We start from the raw sequence: 18,993 nt of genomic DNA on the forward strand, positions 1-18,993 counted from the left end.
AGGCGAAGTGGCTGAAGGACTCCGCACTATAGCAAATGGCCTGCCCTTCCCTCCAGCCTGGCCATGGGCCGTCATCGTCATGTGAAGCGGGTATTGCCCAGCAGGCAGTGCGGATCGAATACCGGCTGCATGCGACCAGCCAGTGCACGCTGGGCGTGCTGCGTATAACGCTGGTAGTAATGCTGGTTGAAGGGACCGATGCCGTGCTCGGCGCTGAAGCTGCCCTGGTAGCCTTGCACCACCAGGTCATAGAGCGCCGTACGCAGCGCGTCGATGCGTTCGGGCGGGAACTGCGGCTCATGCGCAGGTGCGATGGCCAGGTTGAAATGCACACCGCCATCGCCCCAGTGGCCGAAGTCGAATACCTCGGCACCGGCGAAGTCGCGTGCGACCAGGGCCAGCGCCTCGGTACGGAAGGCCGGCATGCGCGAGCGCGAGACCGAGATGTCGAAGGCGACGATCTTGCCTTCCTGCTTGACGCTATCGCTGATGGCATGGCGCAGGCGCCACAGGGTCTCGGGCTTGTCGAGTACGGCATCGAGGATGGCATCGTCGAAATGGCGTTCCAGCCAGGCCATGAACAGCTTGTCCAGATCGAAGTGTTCGCTGGCTTCGGCTGACGAACTCACTTCCACCAGCAGCGCATAGTCGGGCAGCGGGTCGAAGGGCGCGGTCACCTGCGGCAAATGGCGCAGCGCCGAGGCCAGCGCATTGCGCGAGATGCCTTCGAAGGCCGAGAGGAAATCGGCGAACTGCGCCTGGGCATCCTGCAGCAGGCGCAAACCCGCCTGCAGCGAGGCCGGCACGATCAGCGCGGTGGCGCGCTGGCGTGGCAGCGGATGAGCACGCAGCACGGCCTGGGTGACGATGCCGTAGCTGCCGGCCGTGCCGATGAAGAGCTGCTTCCAGTCCGGGCCGGTATTGTTCTTGTGCAAGCGGTTGCTCATCTCCAGCAGTTCGCCGGGCGGCTGCATCAAGAGGGCTTGCAGGCCCAGCGTGTTGTGGCGCACGTCGCCATAGCGGATCAGGCGTGCGCCGCCCGTGTTGGCCGCCAGCATGCCGCCCACCGAGGGATCGGCGCCCAGGTCGATGGGGAAGCACAGCCCGTGCGGCGCCAGCGCCTGGTTCAGGTCCGACAGCCGGGTACCGGCCCAGGCCTGCACCACGCCATCGACCGGATCGATATCGATCACCCCCTTGATGCGCTCCATGCTCAGGATCACCTGCAGGCCGGAGCTGTCAGGCGAAGCCGCGCCGACCAGGCCGGTGTTGGCGCCCTGCGGCACCAGGCGGATCCGCTCGGCAGCACACAGGCGCATCAGCTCGGCGGCCTGCGCCACATCGGCCGGACGCGCCACGCACAGCGCCTGCCCGGCACCATAGCGCGGCCCGTGTTCATAGGGCTGGCGCTCGGGTGCCGCAGTGACCAGGCCGGCGCTGCCCAGCAGGTCTTGCAGGCGCGCCAGCGTGGCTTCAGCAGACACTGGCCGCCTCGCCGCTGGCCGCACCGGCAGCCACCGCTTCGGTCATCTTGAAGATGCCCTGGGCGTTGCCGCTGTCAAAGCTCAGGTCCAGCTTGCGCTGGCCGGCTTCATCGGCGTAATAGTCGCGCGAGATGAATTCGTAGAAGGAGCCGGGCACGGTCACGGCCACCGGCTGGCCATCTTCGCCCTGCAGCTGGTAATCCACCTTGACGGCACGGAAGGCGGTCTGGCGCACGCGGCCATTGCGCGAGACCTCCACCTGGTCCTTGATGGGACGGCCCAGCTGGCGCTGGCGCTCGGCGGTGGCCACCACATCGGCCACACGGTCGGTGGCGTGATTGAAGGCGCTGCCTTCGGTGGAGATCCAGGCCATCTCGGCGGACTCGGCCTTGAGGGTTTCGTACTGGGCCAGGGTCGGCAGGTCGTGGTGGCGGGCGAAGCACTTCAGCATCGCCGGCAGCAGGCGCCTGGCCTCGTCCATGGAAAGCTGGCCCCGGGCAGAGAGCTTGGCCAGCAGCGCCTGCACCTCCTCCGGGAGCGGATTGCGGGCGCTGGCCAGTACCGCCTCCACGGTCTGCTGGAATACCGGCGAGAACTGTTCCGGATGCAATTCGCTGACGAAGAACTGGGCGATGTGTTCGGCATCGTCGATGTGGGTATAGACGCGGCCGGTCATCTTGATGCGGGCCAGCGGATAGGTACCGGTCTGCTGGTAGCCCAGCGGCAGCAGCACCTGGGTGAACAGCGCCTCGCCATCGGGAAAGCCGGTCGTGCGCCCCAGGCGCACGGTACGCACGGCACCGTGGTCGAAGCAGATCTTCACGCCTTCGCGCTCGGCATCGGCAACGTAATCGCGGCCGGTGGCGACCTGTTCCAGCAAGCCTTCGAAGAGCAGCATGTTCAGGGCCTGGGCCAGCTCCAGGCGCGAGACGTCTTGCGCGGCCGGGCGCAGGGTCGATGCCGGAACATCCAGGCGGGCGAACTGGCGCCGGACCAGGGCTTCATCGCCGTAATGGGAAAGCAGGAGTTGATGGAGATTGCTGTGCTGCGCGGAGATCGTCATTTGCGTGCCTTTGACCGGGTGACTATGAGATAGCCTCATGGTAAGGGCAGCGCGGGGTCGGAATAAAACGATTATTTCTGAGGGTTCGATGCCTTTTACTCATGGAAGACATTTGTTGGGCAGGCGTCCAAAGCGTTCTGCCAAGCAGGCTCTAAATATGGGTGTACGTATGATAGAGGCGGCCATGCCGAGAATCTGCGTGATGTTCGATGAGTCTGAGCCCCTGGCCTCTGAACGATTCAGCCAGTTGGCAGCCGGCATGGGCGCGCTGATAAAACTGGAAATGCTCAGTCCTACGTTCTTGCCCCTCTTCTTTCGAGAGAGTCAGGGTAGACAGGAATATGTCATTTCTTCCAGCTGATCTCCGGGTTTGCGCCAGATGGGTATAGCGGGCGTCTACAAAGGTCCATTCACCTCGACAATCAAAGTATGTTGAGGAGTGTATTGAATCAATGTCGTAGGCATCGATGAGCAGACGCGCTGACGGATGCCTGGCAAGCGCCGCCTTGAGTGACTGAGCTGCCCGCTCTACCAGCGTATCGCTGTGAAGATAGGCCGTGACCGCGCCCAGCACTACAATGGTGTCGAAACATTCTCGAAAGGGAAGCTGTGTGATGTCCGCCTGTACGGCCGCCACGTTGCTGAGTCGCTGGCGCCCGATGGCCAACATCTCCGGGTCCAGATCAGCGATGACCCAACATGAATCGGCTATGGATCTGGCCAGCTCAAAATAGCTGCCGATCCATAGTACTTTTGACGATGCGTTGATTACCTTATCGAGGTGCGTGCGGTCGAGCCAGTGGCTGGACCACGCACTGTAATAAGCGTTGAGGAACAAGGTTTGGTCAGACGGTATTACGGTACCAGCCATGGTGCAACCATCCTTCGCACGTCCATACGGCGCAAAACCAAAGCTTACCTTATTTGTCCGGGCAGCACGATGCGCCTCCTGCAGTGCGTTTGCATGCCAATGTCGATCACGATGCCGAGCAGATGCATGATCTATCCATTGACGGCCATTCCCGAGAGAGAAGTCGGGTGCATCCTGCGATTGTCGGCATCGCCCCCCTCCTCCCTGCAATCCGGCGCTATCCAATCTCCCCCTCCGGGACAGCGCCACGCCGGCGCGAGCGCCTGGCTCGCAGTGCCCCCCGACACGTATCCGGCAGGGAATGGCAGGGGCCACTGTATTACAAGCGGGGCCATTTGATTAGCCATCGTTTGGCGAACAAACTCATTAATCCAGCTTAAGAATCGGGGCAAGGGAGCAATGCGCAGGGCGCGCGACAGCCTGGGCGCGCAGACTGCAGCAAATGCCCTGGCAGACTTGCTGACGAAATTGCCCCGATCAACCGGGCGGAAAAGCTTTGTGCTCGCCAGGGTGGCGGTGTTGGAAGTAAGCCTTGAGCTGGGCGATGCAAGCCAGGATCTTGGCGGGCATGGCGTCGCGATGCCGGGTCGTGATGAACGCCCAATAGCCCTCCAGCGACCAGTCCGGCAACACTTCCACCAGCCGGCCGGCGTCCAGGTCCGCTTGTACCTTGCTGCGCAGGAAGCGCCCTATGCCATGTCCCTGCACGGCCAGTTGTCGCAACGAGCGTGCATGATTGGCGGTGATGCGGGGAAGCAGCCGCAGCTGTGCGCACTGCCCGGCATGGTCGCGCAGGGTCAGTTCCACGGCCGCCCCCGGCCCGTGCGGGCTGAAGTAGAGCAATTGCTGATGCAGCATGTCCTCCGGACGGCGAATGGCCGGATGGGACTGCAAATAGGCGGGTGCGGCGCACAGCACCGCCTCCATCCGCGCCAGCGGTATATCGCCGGGGCCCGGGGTCCGGCCTACCCGCAGGGCCAGGTCGACGCTGTGATCCATGAGGTCCACATTCTGGTCGGATACGTCGATGCTGATCCTCAACTGGGGATGGGCGCGGATGAAATCGTCCAGCGCCGGCACCAGGTATTCGGGCGCCATGAAACTGGAGGAAGCGATACGCAACTCACCGACCAGTTCCTTGTGCAGGCTCTCGGTGGCATCCCTTGCCTCATTGGCCAGCGCAACGATGCGCGCGCAATGCGCATAGAAACCCTGGCCGGCTTCGGTAAGGCTCAGCTTGCGGGTAGTCCGGTGCAGCAGCGTCACACCGAGGATGCATTCGAGTGCACTGATGTGCTGGCTGACCGAAGAGGACGTCAGACCCAGCTCGCGAGCCGCCTTGGAAAAGGCGCCCAGCTCGACGACGCGGGAAAAGATCACCATGCGGGGCAGGTAATCCATGGCATTGTTTTTCATCGTTTCGCGGCAGGAGTCGAATGGTCAGCGGTGGACTATAGCGCGAGTACAGATGTGATGAGCAGATGAGCTAAGCAGGAGATCAGGGCCTTTTTCTCGTTTGACGGGATGCGACACGGCATTATTGCGATCACGTCGCCGCAGATCCGGACGTCGCCGGTTCGCGGGAAACGCTTCATGCCGTGTTTCTACCTGGAACTACGTCGTCTGCAACACGCCGCGCTCGATCTGGTCGCGTTCGATGGATTCGAACAATGCCTTGAAATTGCCTTCGCCGAAGCCTTCATCGCCCTTGCGCTGGATGAATTCGAAGAACACGGGGCCTAGTTGCGGCTTGGCAAAGATCTGCAGCAACAGGCGCTGTCCACCTTCGGCGCTGGAACCGTCGAGCAGGATGCCGCGCGTCTTCAGTTGTTCGGTCGGCTCGCCGTGTCCCGGCAGGCGCCGTTCCAGCATCGCGTAGTAAGTGGCCGGCGGCGCCGTCATGAACGGTGTGCCGGCCTGGTTCAGGCGATCCCAGGTACCGATGAGGTCATCGGTCAGTAGCGCGATGTGCTGGATGCCCTCGCCGTTGAACTGCATCAGGAATTCCTCGATCTGGCCGGAGCCCCTGGCCGATTCCTCGTTCAAGGGGATGCGGATCATGCCATCCGGGGCCGACATGGCGCGCGAGGTCAGGCCGGTGTATTCGCCCTTGATGTCGAAGTAGCGGATCTCGCGGAAATTGAACAGGCGCTCGTAGAACCCGGCCCAGTAGCTCATGCGGCCGCGGTAGACATTGTGGGTCAGGTGGTCGATCACCTTCAGGCCGGCACCCTCGGGATGGCGCTCCACCCCCTCGATGAATTCGAAGTCGATATCGTAGATCGACCTGCCCTCGGCGAAACGGTCGATCAGGTACAGCGGTGCCCCACCGATGCCCTTGATGGCCGGCAGGCGCAGCTCCATCGGTCCGGTCGGGATATCGACCGGCTGCGCGCCCAGTTCCAGTGCACGGGCGTAGGCCCGGTGCGCATCCTTGACCCGGAACGCCATGCCGCAGGCGCACGGGCCATGCTCGGCGGCGAAGTAGGCGGCGTGGCTGCGCGGCTCATGGTTGATGATGAAATTGATGCCACCCTGGCGATACAGGCTCACCTGCTTGGAGCGGTGTACCGCGACCTTGGCAAAGCCCATTGCGGTGAAGACGGTTTCCAGCAGGCCGGGCTGGGGCGAAGCGAATTCCACGAATTCGAAGCCTGCCAGGCCCATGGGATTATCGAACAGATCAGCCATGATTCTCTCTTGATGGTGAAGGTGATTCAATCAATGCACGCGTGCGCTTGTGCAGCGTGCTCAGCTTGCCTGCTTCAGGCGTTCGCGGCAGAAGACGTCGATCTGCGCGTCGCTGTAGCCCAGCTCGCGCATGATCTCGTGTGTGTGCTCACCGATCTTCGCAATCGGGCGGCGCGGTGGCAGGCGCTGGCCGTTGAGCGAGATCGGCAGCAACGGCATATCGGTCTGGCTGCCGTCTTCCAGGGTCAGCCTGGCCAGGCCGCCACTGGCCTTGAGATGCGGATCGTCGAACAACTCTTCCGGCCGGGAGATCGGCGCAAAAGGAATACCGCGCCGTTCCAGCTCCGGCCCCAGCATCGCGCCGTCCAGGCCGATCAGGGTGGTACGCAGGGTCTGCAACAGCCACTCGCGCAGCAGCACCCGCTGGTTGTTGGTCTGCAGGCGCTCATCGGCCAGCAGGTCGGGGCGTTCGATGAGTTCGCACAAGGCGCGCCACTGGGTATCGCCGGTGGCGGCAATGAACATCTGCTCACCGCCTGCCAGCTCGAACACGTCATACACCGCCCAGGCACTGATGCGCGCCGGCATCGGGGCAGCGGGCTGGCCGGTGACCGCGTATTGCTGCATGTGCTGGGCCGAGAGCAGCACGCAGTTCTCGAACAGCGCGCTCTGCACCTCCTTGCCCTGGCCGCTGTCACGGCGCTGGTACAAGGCCGCCAGCACGCCGATGGCACCGAACATGCCGCCCATGATGTCATTGACCGAGCTGCCGGCACGCAGCGGGCGTCCGACCGGGCCGGTCATGTAGGCCAGGCCGGCCATCATCTGCACCACCTCGTCCAGGGCCAGGCGCTTGTCGTACGGACCTTTCAGGAAACCCTTGTGGGAAACGTAGATCACCTTGGGATTGTGGACCCGCACGCTCTCATAATCGATGCCCAGCGCAGCCATGCGGCCGGGCTTGAAGTTTTCGATGAAGACGTCGGCGCTGCTGACCAGTTTCTGCAGGGCGGCGATGCCCTCTTCGCTCTCCATGTCCAGGGTCACGCTGCGCTTGTTGCGATTGAAGGTGCGGAAGAAACCGGCGCCTGCACCCAGCAGGCGCCGGGTGCCATCGCCACGCGGCGGTTCGACCTTGATCACGTCGGCACCGAGGTCGCCCAGGATCATGCCGCAGGTCGGTCCCATGACCATGTGGGACATCTCGACCACGCGAATCCCTTTCAGGGGCAAGTCTTCGCTGGCGGCCTGGTCAGGCTGATGTGCGGTATTCATGCTGCGGCCTTTTCAGAAAGGGGATGGGGGGTGGCGTAGCCCTGCGGCAGGCCGGCGCGGGCCAGGCTGCCGTAGAGCTGGACGCCCGGCAGGCTTTGTTGCAGCAACTCGCGCATGGCCAGCAGTTGGATCAGGTCGATGCCGCTGTGATAGTGCAGGCTGTCGAGCATGAAGATCAGGTCTTCCGTGGCGATATTGCCGGACGCCCCCGGCGCATGGGGACAGCCGCCGATGCCTCCCAGGGTGGCATCGAATTCGCGGATGCCATGCTCCAGTGCGATCAGGGTATTGGCCAGTCCCAGGCCCCGCGTATCGTGGAAGTGCGCAATGGCCAGCTTGTCCCCGGCGACCTGGCGGACCGCCCTGAGCACATCGTCTGCCTGGCCGGGTGTGGCGTGGCCGGTCGTATCGCCCAGTGCCAGCAGATCGCAACCCGCTTGCAGCACCAGCCGAGACACCTGCACGACCTCATCCACCGGCACTTGCCCCTGCAGGGTGCAGCCGAAGGCGGTCGACAGTCCTGCGATCAGGATGGGCCTGGCGGGCGCCTCGTCGATCAGCAGACGGATGCGGTGCAGTTCTTCCACCATCTCCTGCGGGCTCTTGCGTACATTGGCCTGGCTATGCGCCGCACTTACCGAGACGGGCGCGACGATGCGATGCACGCCCGCCTCCAGCGCACGCTGCGCGCCCTTCAGATTGGGCACCAGGGCCGTCACCGTGAGGCCGGGATAGCTCAGCGCATGGGCGATGACTTCCTGCGCATCGGCCATCTGCGGCAACAGGCGCGGCGGCACGAATGAGGCTGCTTCGATGTGGCGCACGCCGGCCGCGTAGGCGGCGTCGATCCAGCGTTTCTTGTCGTCGGTGGCCATGACCTGCGAGAGGCTTTGCAGCCCGTCGCGCAATCCGACTTCCTGGACGATGACCTTGTTGCCGCGGCTGTTCATGCTCTGATTTCCTTCACGTGCTTGGTTACTTGGAGAGTTCTTCCAGACGAACGCCATTGGTCTTGGGACCAAAGAAACCGATCGAGATCATTACCGCCAGCATCGCCGCGGTGATGCCGGCAAACACGCCGGTGACACCGAAGTCACGCAGGAAGAAGGCGATCAGGAACCCGGACAGCATGGCGCCGACCCGGCTGGAGGAATACACCATGCCCACCGCCTGGCAGCGGATGCGGGTCGGGAAGAGCTCGGTCTGATAGGCGTGGTAATTCACTGAGATCATCGATCCGCACAGGCTGATGAGGATGCCCAGCATGGTGAGCGGAACCGCCGATGTCATCTGCGAGAAACTCAGGCCAAAGATGACCACCGCTCCCGCACCGCCGACGATGAGCCATTTGCGCTGGATCTTGTCGGCCACGGTCATGACCAGCAGGGGACCGATGGGACTGGCGAAGGCGATGATGAAGGAATACAGCAGGCTCTTGGTCACCGTGATGCCCTGCGCGATCAGCAGCGTGGGCACCCAGTTGGCGAAGCCATAGAAGGCAATGGCCTGGAAGAAGTTGAATACCAGCAGCATGATGAAGCGGCCACGGTAAGGCGGTTGCCACAGTTCGCCAAAGGAAGCCTTCTCTTCCACCGGCTGCTGCACCACGGGTCGGGGTGCGGGCAGCTCGTGGCCGCAATCGCGCCGGGCATTGGCCTCGATACGCTGCATCGCTGCCTCGGCTTCGGCAAAGCGTCCCTTCTGCGCCAGCCAGCGCGGGCTCTCCGGCACCGAGCGGCGGATGAACCAGACCAGCACGGCGCCCACCGAACCGATCACCACCACCCAGCGCCAGCCATCGATACCGTAGGGCGTCAGCGGCACCAGCCAGTAGGACAGGATGGCGGCGGTCGGTGCGGCCATGAACATGGCTGCCTGGTTGAGCGACATGGCGCGTCCGCGCATGTGCTGCGGCACGATTTCGGTGATGTAGCTGTCGATGGTGACGATCTCGATGCCGACGCCGATGCCGGTCAGGAATCGCCACAGCAGCAAGCCTTCCGAGCTGGTCTGGCAAGCCATGACGAGCGAGCCGATGGAATACCACAGCAGCGAGACGGTAAAGATGGCGCGCCGGCCATATTTATCGGGCAGGAAGCCGAAGAAGAAAGTACCGACGAACAAGCCGGCGAAGGTGGCGGCGATAAAAGCACCGATGCCTTGCGAACCGAAGAAATGGGCGGTGGTGGTGCTGAGCAGGCCGCTCTTGACCATGCCCGGCGCGATGTAGCCGGTAAAGACCAGATCGTAGATTTCGAAGAAGCCGCCCAGCGAAATCAGCAGCACCAGGATCCACGCGCTGCGGGTCACGGGCAGCCGGTCCATGCGGGCGATGATGTCGGAAGCGGAGCCGGCCGTGGTCACGGTGGCGGCATTGGCGTGGAAGGGCAACGCCGAGGAAGGTGTACTCATCATGTTCTCCTGGCCTGCGCGGGCAGGCGCGATGGTGGAATCGTGGCGACGGTCCTAGCGGACCGAAGACGTGACTGGTGCCGAAGAAGACAATGAGGGCGATAAGCTGGGGTGGGTCACTGCGTGTCTCCTGTTGTGTTTCGCCGGTGCTGCCGGCGAGCTGTTTTGGGTGGCCTTCTCGATGGCCCGCTGATCGTCGTGGATCACGGGACGAGGCCTGAACAGGATTCTAGACTTCTCCAAAATGATTTACAGCGTTATATTGGAAGCTCTGACATTCCGAAATGGAAAGGCACATGCGAGACCTGGATCTGACGACATTGCGATTGCTGGTAGCGGTTTGCGAGCAACAGAACATGGCACGGGTGGCCGAGCAATCGCACATTGCCGCCTCCGCGATCAGCAAGCGCATTGCGCAGCTGGAGTCGAACCTGGGCGTGCGCCTGCTGGTGCGCACCCGGCGCGGCGTACAGCCGACCCCGGCGGGCCTGGCCTTGATCGATCATGCGCGCACGATGCTCTTTGCGGCCGAGCGCATCGAGACGGACGTGACCGCATTCGCTGGCGGCATCAAGGGCAAGGTCCGCATTCTGGCCACGCCATCGGCGATGGCGGAATCGCTGCTGGAGGATATTTCGTCCTTCATGCGCGAGCCGGTCAACAGCGAGATCAAGGTCGACATCGAGGAGTGCCTCACCAATGACCTGTTGCGCAACATGCGCGAAGGCAGTACGGCCATCGGCGTGTGCTGGAACCATGCCGACCTGGGTGAATTGCAGCAGCTGCCCTATCGCCAGGACCGCCTGGCCCTGGCGGTGCACCGCGACCATCCATTGGCGCGGCGCAAATCGCTGCGCTATGAAGACACGCTGGACTACGAACACGTGGGCATGCGGCCGGACAGCGCGGTGGTGGTCATGTTGCAGCGGGCAGCGGCGCAGATCGGGCGGCCGGTGCGCTATCGGGTGCTGGTCTCCAATTTCGATGCAGCCTTCCGGGTGGTGGCAGCCAACCTGGCCGTCGGGGTGATCCCGGTGGAGATCAGTACGCTGTATGCATCGGCTTCGCAGGTGAAGATGATCCCGCTGAAGGATGCCTGGGCGCAGCGGGAATTTTCCATCTGCTTCCGCGAACGGGAAGGCCTGTCGGTGCCGGCACGGCGTCTGGTGGAGCATCTGGCCAGGCAGGGGGCGGGATCGGACGGGATCAAAGGGAGGGTGAGGCGGTGATGAGTCAATATCATGCGCATCATAGATGTGATATTAAACCATATAAAGTTATATCTACAATACAAAGCATAAATAATAGGCGAACATAGATAATACATTAAACCCTATAATGTCATATCTATGAACGGAGAAAAGCATGCCCAAGAAACTCTCCACGGCGCAGGACTGGCCAACGCTGGTACAGGAACGCCTGACGACCTGGGGCAAATGTATTGCCACCCAGCGCCTGCGCCAGCGCATCACTGCCATTGATCTGTCTGCCCGGCTGGGAATCTCGCGGGTGACGCTGGCCAGGATGGAAAAAGGCGATCCCGGTGCCGGCGTGGGAGCCTATCTGACTGCGCTTCTTGCGCTGGGCCTGTTCGACCAGGCCGTACCGGCATTGCCTGCCGAGCTCTGGCAAGGTGACTACGGTCAGCGTGTCAGAACCAGCGGGGAGAAAAAGGGAGCTGACGACGATGACTATTTCTAAACCGGTCTACGTCTATCTGCAACGTCCCGACAATGGCGAATGGGTCACCGTTGGCCGGTACAAGACGGGCGGTCCTGGCGAAGGATTTTTCAGGTATGCCCCCTCTTACATCGAGGCCGGGCATACCTGGACCATTGACCCGCAGAACTTGAGGTTCTTGCCCGACAGGGATTTCCGGGCACAACGGTATCAAGGCCTGCATGACGTATTACGCGATGCCTGCCCGGATGCCTGGGGTCAAGCGCTGCTGCGCCGCGAACACAATCTTTCGGAAGATGCTCCGCCGCTGCAATACCTGCTCAAGGCCAGCAATCTGGACCGCTGGGGTGCGCTCGCCGTAGGCACAAGTGCCAAGCCGCCCAGTGCGCAAATGAACACACCTGGCCTGCCTCAACTCAATGAGGTGATTGAAGAACTGGCAGCACTGGCGGAGCATCGTCCTGCTCTGCGTGCCAGCATTCGCAAACGGCTGGTCCAGACCGCCAGCGTCGGCGGTGCGCGGCCCAAAGCGACGGTACGAGACGACAACGGACAGTTTTGGCTGATCAAGCCGGAGATTGCCACAGACGCTGGCCCTGTTCCCCTGCTTGAGCACGTCGGGCAGCAATGGGGTAGGGCCAGCGGATTGCACTTTGCTGAAACCGTCTATCACGCCGAAGCCGGCGGCAGAAAGACGGTACGGGTTCTCAGGTTTGACCGCACAGGTCAGCAACGCCACATGTGCGTGAGCGCCGCCTCCTTGCTGCAGGCCGAATACCCGGGGCGTCACGAGACGGACCGCTGGAGCTATCCGCGTCTGGCTGAAGAACTCAGGTTGGCGGGCGCGCCAAGTGAAGACCGTATCGAACTGTTTGGGCGCATGGTGTTCAATGCCGTCTGCGGCAACGATGATGACCATGTGCGCAATCATGCGATCGTCTATCAGGAAGACGAACGCCGCTGGCGCCTCGCACCAGCGTTTGACGTGGTGCCGAACCCGGTGGAAACGCCCGCCCGTCTGCACATGCAGCTATCACAGGGGCGCTTCGATATTTCCCGAGACGCAGTTCTGGCTGACGCACATCGTTTCGGATTTGCCAGTCGCGAGGAGGCCGCAACTTGGCTCGACAAGCTGCTGGCACGCATCACGGCCAGCTTTGACGAGCTTGCAGATCGCCTCGATCAGGAATGGCAAACCATGCTGCGCGAACGCTTGTCTCACAACGTCGCCATCCTGAGCGGCGGGCAAGAGCGCAACAACAGTTAGCTTGCTGCGCCTTCAATCGTCTCCCTGATCAGCCGCCGCATCACCTTGCCCGAGCGCGTACGCGGCAATTCGCTCGTGAGAATCATCCGGTGCGGCCGCGCCATCTTGCCGATGGCGGCGACCACGGCCTTGCGCAGGCGGGCTTGCAGCAACTGCCATCCCGCCTCATCGGGAAGAGGATCCAGCACCAGGAAGACCACCGGCACCTGCCCCCGCACAGGATGATCCATACCGACCACGGCCACTTCGGCCACCGCCGCATCTTCCAGCAACACCTCCTCGATCTCGCGCGTACCGAGCCGCTTGCCCGCCACATTGATGACATCATCAGTGCGGCCCAACACACGCAGATGGCCACCCGCATCGGCCAGCGCAAAGTCGAAAGTGGCATAGCGCCACTGTCCCTCTCCACGGCTCCAGTAAGTACGCAGGTACTGTTGATCGCGCTGCCACAAGGTACTGAGGCATCCCGGTGGCAAGACACCACGCACCATCAGCACGCCCTTGCTGCCCACGGCACAGGGTCGGCCGCTGTCCTCATCAACCAGCTCCAGGCAATAGCCCGCCGCTGCCAGCCCTGGCGACCCGCGCTGGCGCCGCAATGGGGTACGGCCATCCAGGTCGGTCAGCGGCAGGCCGAGGATGGGCGAGCCGGTCTCGGTCTGCCAGTAGTGATCGATGACGGGCTTGCCCAGTGCCTCTTCCAGCCAGGCCGTGGTCGGTTCGTCCAGTGGTTCGCCAGCCAGGAACAGGCAGCGCAACGAGGACAGATCCGCAGCATCGAACAGGCGCCGTCCGCCGCGCTTGAGCAGGCGCATCGCGGTCGCCGAAGACAGCATCAGCCCGACCTGGTAGCGCGCCACCAGGCGCCACCAGATACCCGCATCCGGACGCAGTGGCGAGCCCTCGTAGAGCAGGCTGCTCATGCCCGCCAGCAGGGGCGCATAGACACCATAGCTGTGGCCCACCACCCAGCCGAGATCGGAGGTGGTGAACATGGTCTGCCCCGGCGCACCCTGGAACAGCAGCGCCATCGACGTGGCCAGCGCCACTGCGTGACCACCGGTGTCGCGCTGCACGCCCTTGGGCTGGCCGGTGGTCCCGGAGGTATAGAGCAGATACGATGGCTCGTTCGATTCCAGCCACACGCAGGGCACCTCGGCCTGCAAATGGCGCGCACGCAGGTCGGCATAGTCATGGTCGCGCCCGACCGCGTTCTGCCAGGGCAGCAGGCCCCGGTCCACCACCAGCACCTGCGCGGACTGCCCGGCAAGATCGAGCGCCTCGTCCACCCAGGTCTTGTAGCTGACCGCCACACCGTTCTGGAATCCGGCATCGGCACACACCACCAGCACCGGCTGTGCATCACGCAGACGGCTTGCCAGGCTGGCCGGTGCAAACCCGCCGAAGACCACGGCATGCACCGCACCGATGCGCGCACACGCCAGCATGGTGATGGCGGCCTCGGCCACCATGGGCAGATAGACCAGCACCCGGTCGCCGCGCCGTACGCCGCGCTCCAGCAGGATGGCTGCCATGGCATTGACCTCGCGATGCAGCTGGGCGTAGCTCAGCACCCGCTCCTGCCCGGTCTCCTGCGAGACGAAGATCAGTGCCGGCTGCTGTGCACGCGCTGGCAAATGGCGATCCACCGCGTTGTAGCAGAGATTGGTCAGCCCACCGGCAAACCAGCGCGCGAACGGCGCGCGACTGTCGTCGAGAACCTGATCGAACGGGCGCTGCCAGTGGATGCGCTCCGCCTGCTCGCGCCAGAAACCCTGCGGGTCTTGCTGCGAACGGAGCATCAATTGTCCATAGGCGGAGGCGGCAGCCTCCACGGGATCCGGATGTGCTGGCCAATGCATGCGTGTCTCGCTCAGGCCGCTTGCGACAGTGCCGGCTGGCCGGCCTGGGCGCGCAAGGCCGTGATGTGATCGAACAGGTAGCGCGCATCACGGTCGATGCCGGAGAAGCGTCCCGAGCCCCAGGTGTATTGCCACGGCAAGCCGAGGAAGTACAGGCCGGGGGCGGCGGTCACGCCGCGCTCATGGCCGGGATAGCCACGGCCGTCGAAGATGGGCTCGGCGATCCAGCTGAAGTCGGTACGAAAACCGATGCACCACACCACGGCCGAGATGCCGCGCTCGCGCAGGTCCAGCGTGCGCACTTCCTGCGCCGGGGGCTGCCACACCGGCACGTAGCGCGCCTCGGTGGGTGCCTCGATCTGCTGCGCGGCGATGAACTTGTCGATGCTGTCCTTGATGCTTTCAGAGACCGCATCGGCCTCGTCGAGATAGCCCTTGAGACCACCGCCGAAACGCACCACGTCGCCCTCCAGTCCTTCGAACTTGCCGTAGAGCTGCATGCCTTCCAGCGCGAACTTGCGCAGGTCGATGTCACGCCCGCCATCGCGGCCGGTCACGTAGTGATTGGTCTTCTCGCGCACGCCCGTGCCCAGCGGGTGCTGGTCCACGGGGAGATCGTAGTACTTCATCTTGTCCAGCCATTCCACCACGTCCTTGCCGCGATAGGTGCGCGCCACGCGCGGTGCCTCGCCCACGCCGAGGTGCACGCGGCGACCGGCCAGGTGCAGGTCTTCGGCGATCTGGCAGCCGGACTGGCCGGTGCCGACCACCAGCACTTCGCCCTCCGGCAGCGATTGCGGATTGAGGTACTGGCTGGAGTGGATCTGCACGATGTCGGCTGGCAGGCGCTCGGCCGCGCGTGGCACCACCGGGATGTGATAGCCACCGACGGCGACCACCACCTGATCGGCCGTGTAGGCGCCATCGCTGGCAGTGATGTGCCAGCGCTCGCCCACGCGCCAGAGCTTCTCGACGGTCACGCCTTCGCGCACCGGGGGCTGGAAGCTGGCCACGAAACCATCGAGGTAGGCCACGATCTCGTCTTTCTTCATGAAACCGTAGGGATCGTCGCCGCGATAGGGATAACCGGGCAGGTTGCATTGCCAGTTGGGTGTGACCAGGCAGAAAGTGTCCCAGCGCTCATGGCGCCAGGCGTGGCCGACCTGGTGTTTTTCCAGCACCAGGTGATCGATGCCGGCCTGCTTCAGGTACCAGCTGATGGACAGGCCAGCCTGGCCGCCGCCGATGATGATGACGCCGTGATGGCGCGCTGCGCCTTGGGCTTGGGTGGACATGGTGTTCCTCTTGCAGTGATGTCGTGTTGAACGGAAAGTCGGTGATGAGGTGATCAGGGAATGAAGGACTCAACCCGGACCACGGGATCGGCAGTGCCCTCGAAGCGGGCCGCCGTTTCTTCGATGCGGCGCAACTGGTCCAGCGCCGACGAGCAGGCAAAACCATACTTCTCTCGCACCCGCTCGCTGCCGATGTTCAGCGCCGTGGCGCTGCGCTCGACGAACTCGGCCAGGGCATAGGTGCGGCCAACCTCCAGGTGTTCCTTGACCACCAGCGAAGGCGAGTAGCAATCGGTGACGGTATCGTCCGGCCAGCGGACACGAAAGTGCATTTCAGGCATGGTGTTCCTCTTGGAATGAGGCCGCTACAGGACAGCGGCTGATGAAATTTTCATAAAGCGCCACATGGCGGCTTGCCGAGCGCGTCCACGAAAACCGCGCACACACGGCCGCACCCGCCTCCACCATGGCTGTGCGTGCAGCCGGGTCGAGCGCGTGGGCGATGCCGGCAGCAATCGCAGCGGGATCATTCGGATCGACCCAGGCACAGCAGTCGCCATCGAGATATTCGGTAAAGGGCGCGATGCGCGAGACCACCACCGGCACGCCGCTGGCCATGGCCTCCAGCACCACCAGGCCGAAGCCTTCCTTCAGCGAAGGAAACACCAGCGCATCGGCACAGCGGAACAGTGCAGGCATGTCGGCATCGTCCACCTGCCCCAAGATGCGCACGACTCCGGCAGGCAGGGACGCTGCCTCCAGCTCGGCCTGGAACGCGCGCTGGTAACCGGCGTGATCGAGCACGCTGGCGCCGCCCGCAATGACCAGTTGCGCCTGCGGGTAGACGCGGCGCAGGCGCAGGAAGGCCTGCAGGATGCCCAGTGTGTTCTTGCGCGGCTCCACGCCGCCCACGGCCAGCAGCAACGGGGACCCCGTGAGCCCCAGCGACTGTCGCAAGGCCTGCTCATGCTGTCCCGGCCGGGGCGCGTAGCGCGCCATATCGACACCATTGGCGACCAGCTCGGCACGGATGCCGTGCTCGCGCTGCAGGATGTCCTGCCAGGTGCGGCTGACGCACAGCACCAGGTCGGCAGCGCGATAGCCGCGCGCCTGCCAGTCATGCAGCCGCACATCGTCGAACTGGTCGAGATGGTGCACGGTGCGCACATAGCCGTCGATCACGCCGCGCTCCGTCAACGTGGCCAGCGCATTGGCGCTGATGGAATCCTGGGCATGGCAGATATCGAAGCGCGCCATGTCGATCTGATCGAAGCAGCGCAGGTAATCATCGATGCGCTGGCGCACCATATCAGCCACGTCCGCGCACTGCACCGGCCCCGGCACCGCAAGGAAGGTGCAGGCGGCGCGCCGGAACAGTCCACGGCCGCGTGCATCGGGCGCGAACAGCGTGGTCTCGTGACCCAGCGCCTGCAAGCTCTCCGCCAGTTGCAGCGCATGCACCACGCCGCCGCGCGGGTTGACGGAATGAGTCAGCATGGCGATGCGCAGGTGTGGTGACGGTTGCATTCATGCCTCCCGGCGCAAAGCGCAGCCGATCAGCGCTTCGTCATTGAGATTCCAGAACGGCAGGCGCTGCCCTTGTATGCACAGATCGAGCTGGCCGCTGTCGTCGATGCGTCCAATGGAGGCGGCCGCGATGTCGCGTGCCGCAAAGCGCGCCAAGACCTCAGGCAGGTCATCGTCGGCCACGCTGAGCAGGAAACCGTAGCTGGGGAAAGCCGTGAGCCAGCGTGTGAAATCCACTCCCGGCGGACAAGGCAAAGCATCAAGGTCAATCACCGCGCCCTTGCCGGAACACTCCAGCAGCATCAGGGCGGTACCGATCACGCCGGCCATGCTGATGTCCTTGGCAGCGCGCGCCAGGCCCTGCTCGGCCAGTTCGGGCAGCAATTCAAGGTCGGCGCGCAGGCGCTCGGCGGGCGCGCCGGTACTGGCGTTCCAGTAGGCATAGGGTTCCTGGAAGCGGCCGCGCAGATCGATGGCGGCCACCAGGTGTTCTCCGCTGCGGGCATCGAAACTGGTCAGCAGGCGCCTGGCCCGGCCGATGATGGACACCGACAGCTGCTCGCGGTCATTGCGGCGATTGCTGTGCCCGCCCACCAGCGGCACGCCATACACGCGCGCCCCCTCGGCCAGTCCGGCGAGGATGGGCTGCGCGGCCTCGCCGCCACGGCTCCACAGGGCATCGACCACCGCCAGCGGACGGCCGCCCATGGCATAGATATCGCTGACGTTGACCATCACCCCGCAGTAACCGGCAAACCACGGCTGCTGCTCGACGAACTCGTTGATGAAGCCTTCGATGGCAAAGAGCAGGTAGCCATCGCCATCGGGAATGGCCGCGCAATCATCGCCCACGGCCAGCGTATGGCCCTGGTGCTGCATGGCCGGCGCCAGCGGCAAAGCCTGCACCACCGCATCGATATCGCGCTTGTGGGCGATGCCGCGCGAGGCGCGCAGATCCTGCACGATCTGCGCCAGCGAGGACGAGGTGTCGCGCGCGTTCATGGCCGGCGCTCCTCGCGGCCACCCACCAGGAAACCGATATCGCCATCGCTGATGGGCGGATAGAAGTTCAGGTCCGCCTGCATCTGATGATGCGGCAAACCGTGCACCTCGATCTCGGCCAGGGTGTGCCAATGCAGGCGGCGGAACAGCGGTGCATTCTGGCTCTGCACCTGGGCCAGGAAAGTATGGCAGCCATGCGCATGGGCGGCGCAGACAGCCAGCCTGATGAGGCCGCTGCCGACCGAACCGATACGGCGCGCATGCTGCGCCACGGCCAGGCGCGAACCGTGCCAGACACCTGGCGCAGATTCGTGGATTCGCACCGTTCCTACGACTTCACGGCAACCGTCGTCACGCTCCAGCACGGCCACAATGGGCATGGCAATGTCATCGATGGCATCGGTGTCGTCGTCGCGGAAGACCCCCTGCTCGGTGCAGAAAACGTCACGGCGCAGGCGGCGTGCTTCTTCGCGCTCCCACCGGTCCAGCGCCAGCTTGATGCGCACGCCCTGGGCCTGTACCTCATGCGCCAGCGCAGTTTTTTCAGCCACGTCGCTCATG

The 18,993-nt window shown here is 63.8% G+C and carries 17 protein-coding genes; 3 read left to right on the forward strand and 14 right to left on the reverse strand.

Going from position 1 to position 18,993, the window contains the following annotated elements; translation table 11 throughout:
- Positions 1 to 77 precede the first annotated feature (77 nt).
- From ACVC5H_RS21535 to ACVC5H_RS21570, 8 genes are all read right to left on the reverse strand, one after another.
- On the reverse strand, positions 78 to 1,484 hold the full coding sequence (locus ACVC5H_RS21535) for an FAD-binding oxidoreductase (protein ID WP_489619769.1): 1,407 nt from the start codon (positions 1,482 to 1,484) through the stop codon (positions 78 to 80).
- The gene (locus tag ACVC5H_RS21540; RefSeq protein ID WP_489619770.1) at positions 1,474 to 2,547 is read right to left on the reverse strand and encodes a DUF1338 domain-containing protein; all 1,074 of its coding nucleotides are present in this window, start codon (positions 2,545 to 2,547) and stop codon (positions 1,474 to 1,476) included. The genes ACVC5H_RS21535 and ACVC5H_RS21540 overlap by 11 nt, the downstream gene beginning before the upstream one ends.
- A 151-nt stretch (positions 2,548 to 2,698) precedes the next feature.
- Positions 2,699 to 3,418, reverse strand: coding sequence for a class I SAM-dependent methyltransferase (locus ACVC5H_RS21545; protein WP_489619771.1), 720 nt, complete (start codon positions 3,416 to 3,418; stop codon positions 2,699 to 2,701).
- A 477-nt stretch (positions 3,419 to 3,895) separates the two neighbouring features.
- Complete coding sequence (locus ACVC5H_RS21550; protein ID WP_489619772.1) at positions 3,896 to 4,819, reverse strand: LysR family transcriptional regulator; 924 nt, start codon at positions 4,817 to 4,819, stop codon at positions 3,896 to 3,898.
- Between the two features lie 213 nt (positions 4,820 to 5,032).
- Entirely contained in the window at positions 5,033 to 6,109 is a 1,077-nt protein-coding gene (hppD, locus tag ACVC5H_RS21555) for a 4-hydroxyphenylpyruvate dioxygenase (RefSeq protein ID WP_489619773.1), read from the reverse strand.
- 60 nt (positions 6,110 to 6,169) lie between these two features.
- Positions 6,170 to 7,384 (reverse strand): CaiB/BaiF CoA transferase family protein, encoded by a 1,215-nt coding sequence (locus tag ACVC5H_RS21560; RefSeq protein WP_489619774.1) that lies wholly within the window; start codon positions 7,382 to 7,384, stop codon positions 6,170 to 6,172.
- Positions 7,381 to 8,334, reverse strand: a complete 954-nt coding sequence (locus ACVC5H_RS21565; protein WP_489619775.1) for a hydroxymethylglutaryl-CoA lyase — start codon at positions 8,332 to 8,334, stop codon at positions 7,381 to 7,383. The genes ACVC5H_RS21560 and ACVC5H_RS21565 overlap by 4 nt, the downstream gene beginning before the upstream one ends.
- Positions 8,335 to 8,359: 25 nt before the next feature.
- Positions 8,360 to 9,796: an MFS transporter gene (locus ACVC5H_RS21570; RefSeq protein WP_489619776.1), complete on the reverse strand. Its 1,437-nt coding sequence runs from the start codon at positions 9,794 to 9,796 to the stop codon at positions 8,360 to 8,362.
- 296 nt (positions 9,797 to 10,092) lie between these two features.
- On the opposite strand from ACVC5H_RS21570, the gene ACVC5H_RS21575 reads away from it, so the two are divergent.
- From ACVC5H_RS21575 to ACVC5H_RS21585, 3 genes are all read left to right on the forward strand, one after another.
- Entirely contained in the window at positions 10,093 to 11,025 is a 933-nt protein-coding gene (locus ACVC5H_RS21575) for a LysR family transcriptional regulator (protein ID WP_489619777.1), read from the forward strand.
- Positions 11,026 to 11,161: 136 nt separating this feature from the next.
- On the forward strand, positions 11,162 to 11,497 hold the full coding sequence (locus ACVC5H_RS21580) for a helix-turn-helix domain-containing protein (RefSeq protein WP_489619778.1): 336 nt from the start codon (positions 11,162 to 11,164) through the stop codon (positions 11,495 to 11,497).
- A complete protein-coding gene (locus ACVC5H_RS21585; protein WP_489619779.1) occupies positions 11,484 to 12,743 on the forward strand; it encodes a type II toxin-antitoxin system HipA family toxin in 1,260 nt (419 codons plus the stop codon). Before ACVC5H_RS21580 ends, ACVC5H_RS21585 begins: the two co-directional genes overlap by 14 nt.
- Here the strand turns inward: ACVC5H_RS21585 and prpE are convergent.
- The 6 genes from prpE to ACVC5H_RS21615 form a co-directional block, all read right to left on the reverse strand.
- Positions 12,740 to 14,548: a propionate--CoA ligase gene (gene prpE / locus ACVC5H_RS21590; protein ID WP_489619780.1), complete on the reverse strand. Its 1,809-nt coding sequence runs from the start codon at positions 14,546 to 14,548 to the stop codon at positions 12,740 to 12,742. The genes ACVC5H_RS21585 and prpE overlap by 4 nt on opposite strands.
- 71 nt (positions 14,549 to 14,619) lie before the next feature.
- Positions 14,620 to 15,903 (reverse strand): MSMEG_0569 family flavin-dependent oxidoreductase, encoded by a 1,284-nt coding sequence (locus ACVC5H_RS21595; RefSeq protein WP_489619781.1) that lies wholly within the window; start codon positions 15,901 to 15,903, stop codon positions 14,620 to 14,622.
- A gap of 53 nt (positions 15,904 to 15,956) precedes the next feature.
- Positions 15,957 to 16,244 carry an MSMEG_0570 family nitrogen starvation response protein gene (locus tag ACVC5H_RS21600; protein WP_489619782.1) on the reverse strand — a complete coding sequence of 96 codons (288 nt, stop codon included), beginning with the start codon at positions 16,242 to 16,244 and terminating at the stop codon, positions 15,957 to 15,959.
- The gene (locus ACVC5H_RS21605; protein ID WP_489619783.1) at positions 16,237 to 17,430 is read right to left on the reverse strand and encodes an MSMEG_0565 family glycosyltransferase; all 1,194 of its coding nucleotides are present in this window, start codon (positions 17,428 to 17,430) and stop codon (positions 16,237 to 16,239) included. The genes ACVC5H_RS21600 and ACVC5H_RS21605 overlap by 8 nt, the downstream gene beginning before the upstream one ends.
- Complete coding sequence (locus ACVC5H_RS21610; RefSeq protein ID WP_489619784.1) at positions 17,431 to 18,432, reverse strand: sll0787 family AIR synthase-like protein; 1,002 nt, start codon at positions 18,430 to 18,432, stop codon at positions 17,431 to 17,433.
- Positions 18,429 to 18,992, reverse strand: coding sequence for an MSMEG_0567/Sll0786 family nitrogen starvation N-acetyltransferase (locus ACVC5H_RS21615; protein ID WP_489619785.1), 564 nt, complete (start codon positions 18,990 to 18,992; stop codon positions 18,429 to 18,431). The genes ACVC5H_RS21610 and ACVC5H_RS21615 overlap by 4 nt, the downstream gene beginning before the upstream one ends.
- Position 18,993: the final 1 nt, after the last annotated feature.

The organism is Herbaspirillum sp. Her3, from assembly GCF_057961275.1.

Bases quoted from the DNA above. Each gene is read 5' to 3' on its own strand.
- ACVC5H_RS21540 (WP_489619770.1), bottom strand. From the start codon at position 2,547: ATGACGATCTCCGCGCAGCACAGCAATCTCCATCAACTCCTGCTTTCC.
- ACVC5H_RS21545 (WP_489619771.1), bottom strand. From the start codon at position 3,418: ATGGCTGGTACCGTAATACCGTCTGACCAAACCTTGTTCCTCAACGCT.
- ACVC5H_RS21550 (WP_489619772.1), bottom strand. From the start codon at position 4,819: ATGGATTACCTGCCCCGCATGGTGATCTTTTCCCGCGTCGTCGAGCTG.
- hppD (WP_489619773.1), bottom strand. From the start codon at position 6,109: ATGGCTGATCTGTTCGATAATCCCATGGGCCTGGCAGGCTTCGAATTC.
- ACVC5H_RS21560 (WP_489619774.1), bottom strand. From the start codon at position 7,384: ATGAATACCGCACATCAGCCTGACCAGGCCGCCAGCGAAGACTTGCCC.
- ACVC5H_RS21565 (WP_489619775.1), bottom strand. From the start codon at position 8,334: ATGAACAGCCGCGGCAACAAGGTCATCGTCCAGGAAGTCGGATTGCGC.
- ACVC5H_RS21570 (WP_489619776.1), bottom strand. From the start codon at position 9,796: ATGAGTACACCTTCCTCGGCGTTGCCCTTCCACGCCAATGCCGCCACC.
- ACVC5H_RS21575 (WP_489619777.1), top strand. From the start codon at position 10,093: ATGCGAGACCTGGATCTGACGACATTGCGATTGCTGGTAGCGGTTTGC.
- ACVC5H_RS21580 (WP_489619778.1), top strand. From the start codon at position 11,162: ATGCCCAAGAAACTCTCCACGGCGCAGGACTGGCCAACGCTGGTACAG.
- ACVC5H_RS21585 (WP_489619779.1), top strand. From the start codon at position 11,484: ATGACTATTTCTAAACCGGTCTACGTCTATCTGCAACGTCCCGACAAT.
- prpE (WP_489619780.1), bottom strand. From the start codon at position 14,548: ATGCTCCGTTCGCAGCAAGACCCGCAGGGTTTCTGGCGCGAGCAGGCG.
- ACVC5H_RS21595 (WP_489619781.1), bottom strand. From the start codon at position 15,903: ATGTCCACCCAAGCCCAAGGCGCAGCGCGCCATCACGGCGTCATCATC.
- ACVC5H_RS21600 (WP_489619782.1), bottom strand. From the start codon at position 16,244: ATGCCTGAAATGCACTTTCGTGTCCGCTGGCCGGACGATACCGTCACC.
- ACVC5H_RS21605 (WP_489619783.1), bottom strand. From the start codon at position 17,430: ATGCAACCGTCACCACACCTGCGCATCGCCATGCTGACTCATTCCGTC.
- ACVC5H_RS21610 (WP_489619784.1), bottom strand. From the start codon at position 18,432: ATGAACGCGCGCGACACCTCGTCCTCGCTGGCGCAGATCGTGCAGGAT.
- ACVC5H_RS21615 (WP_489619785.1), bottom strand. From the start codon at position 18,992: ATGAGCGACGTGGCTGAAAAAACTGCGCTGGCGCATGAGGTACAGGCC.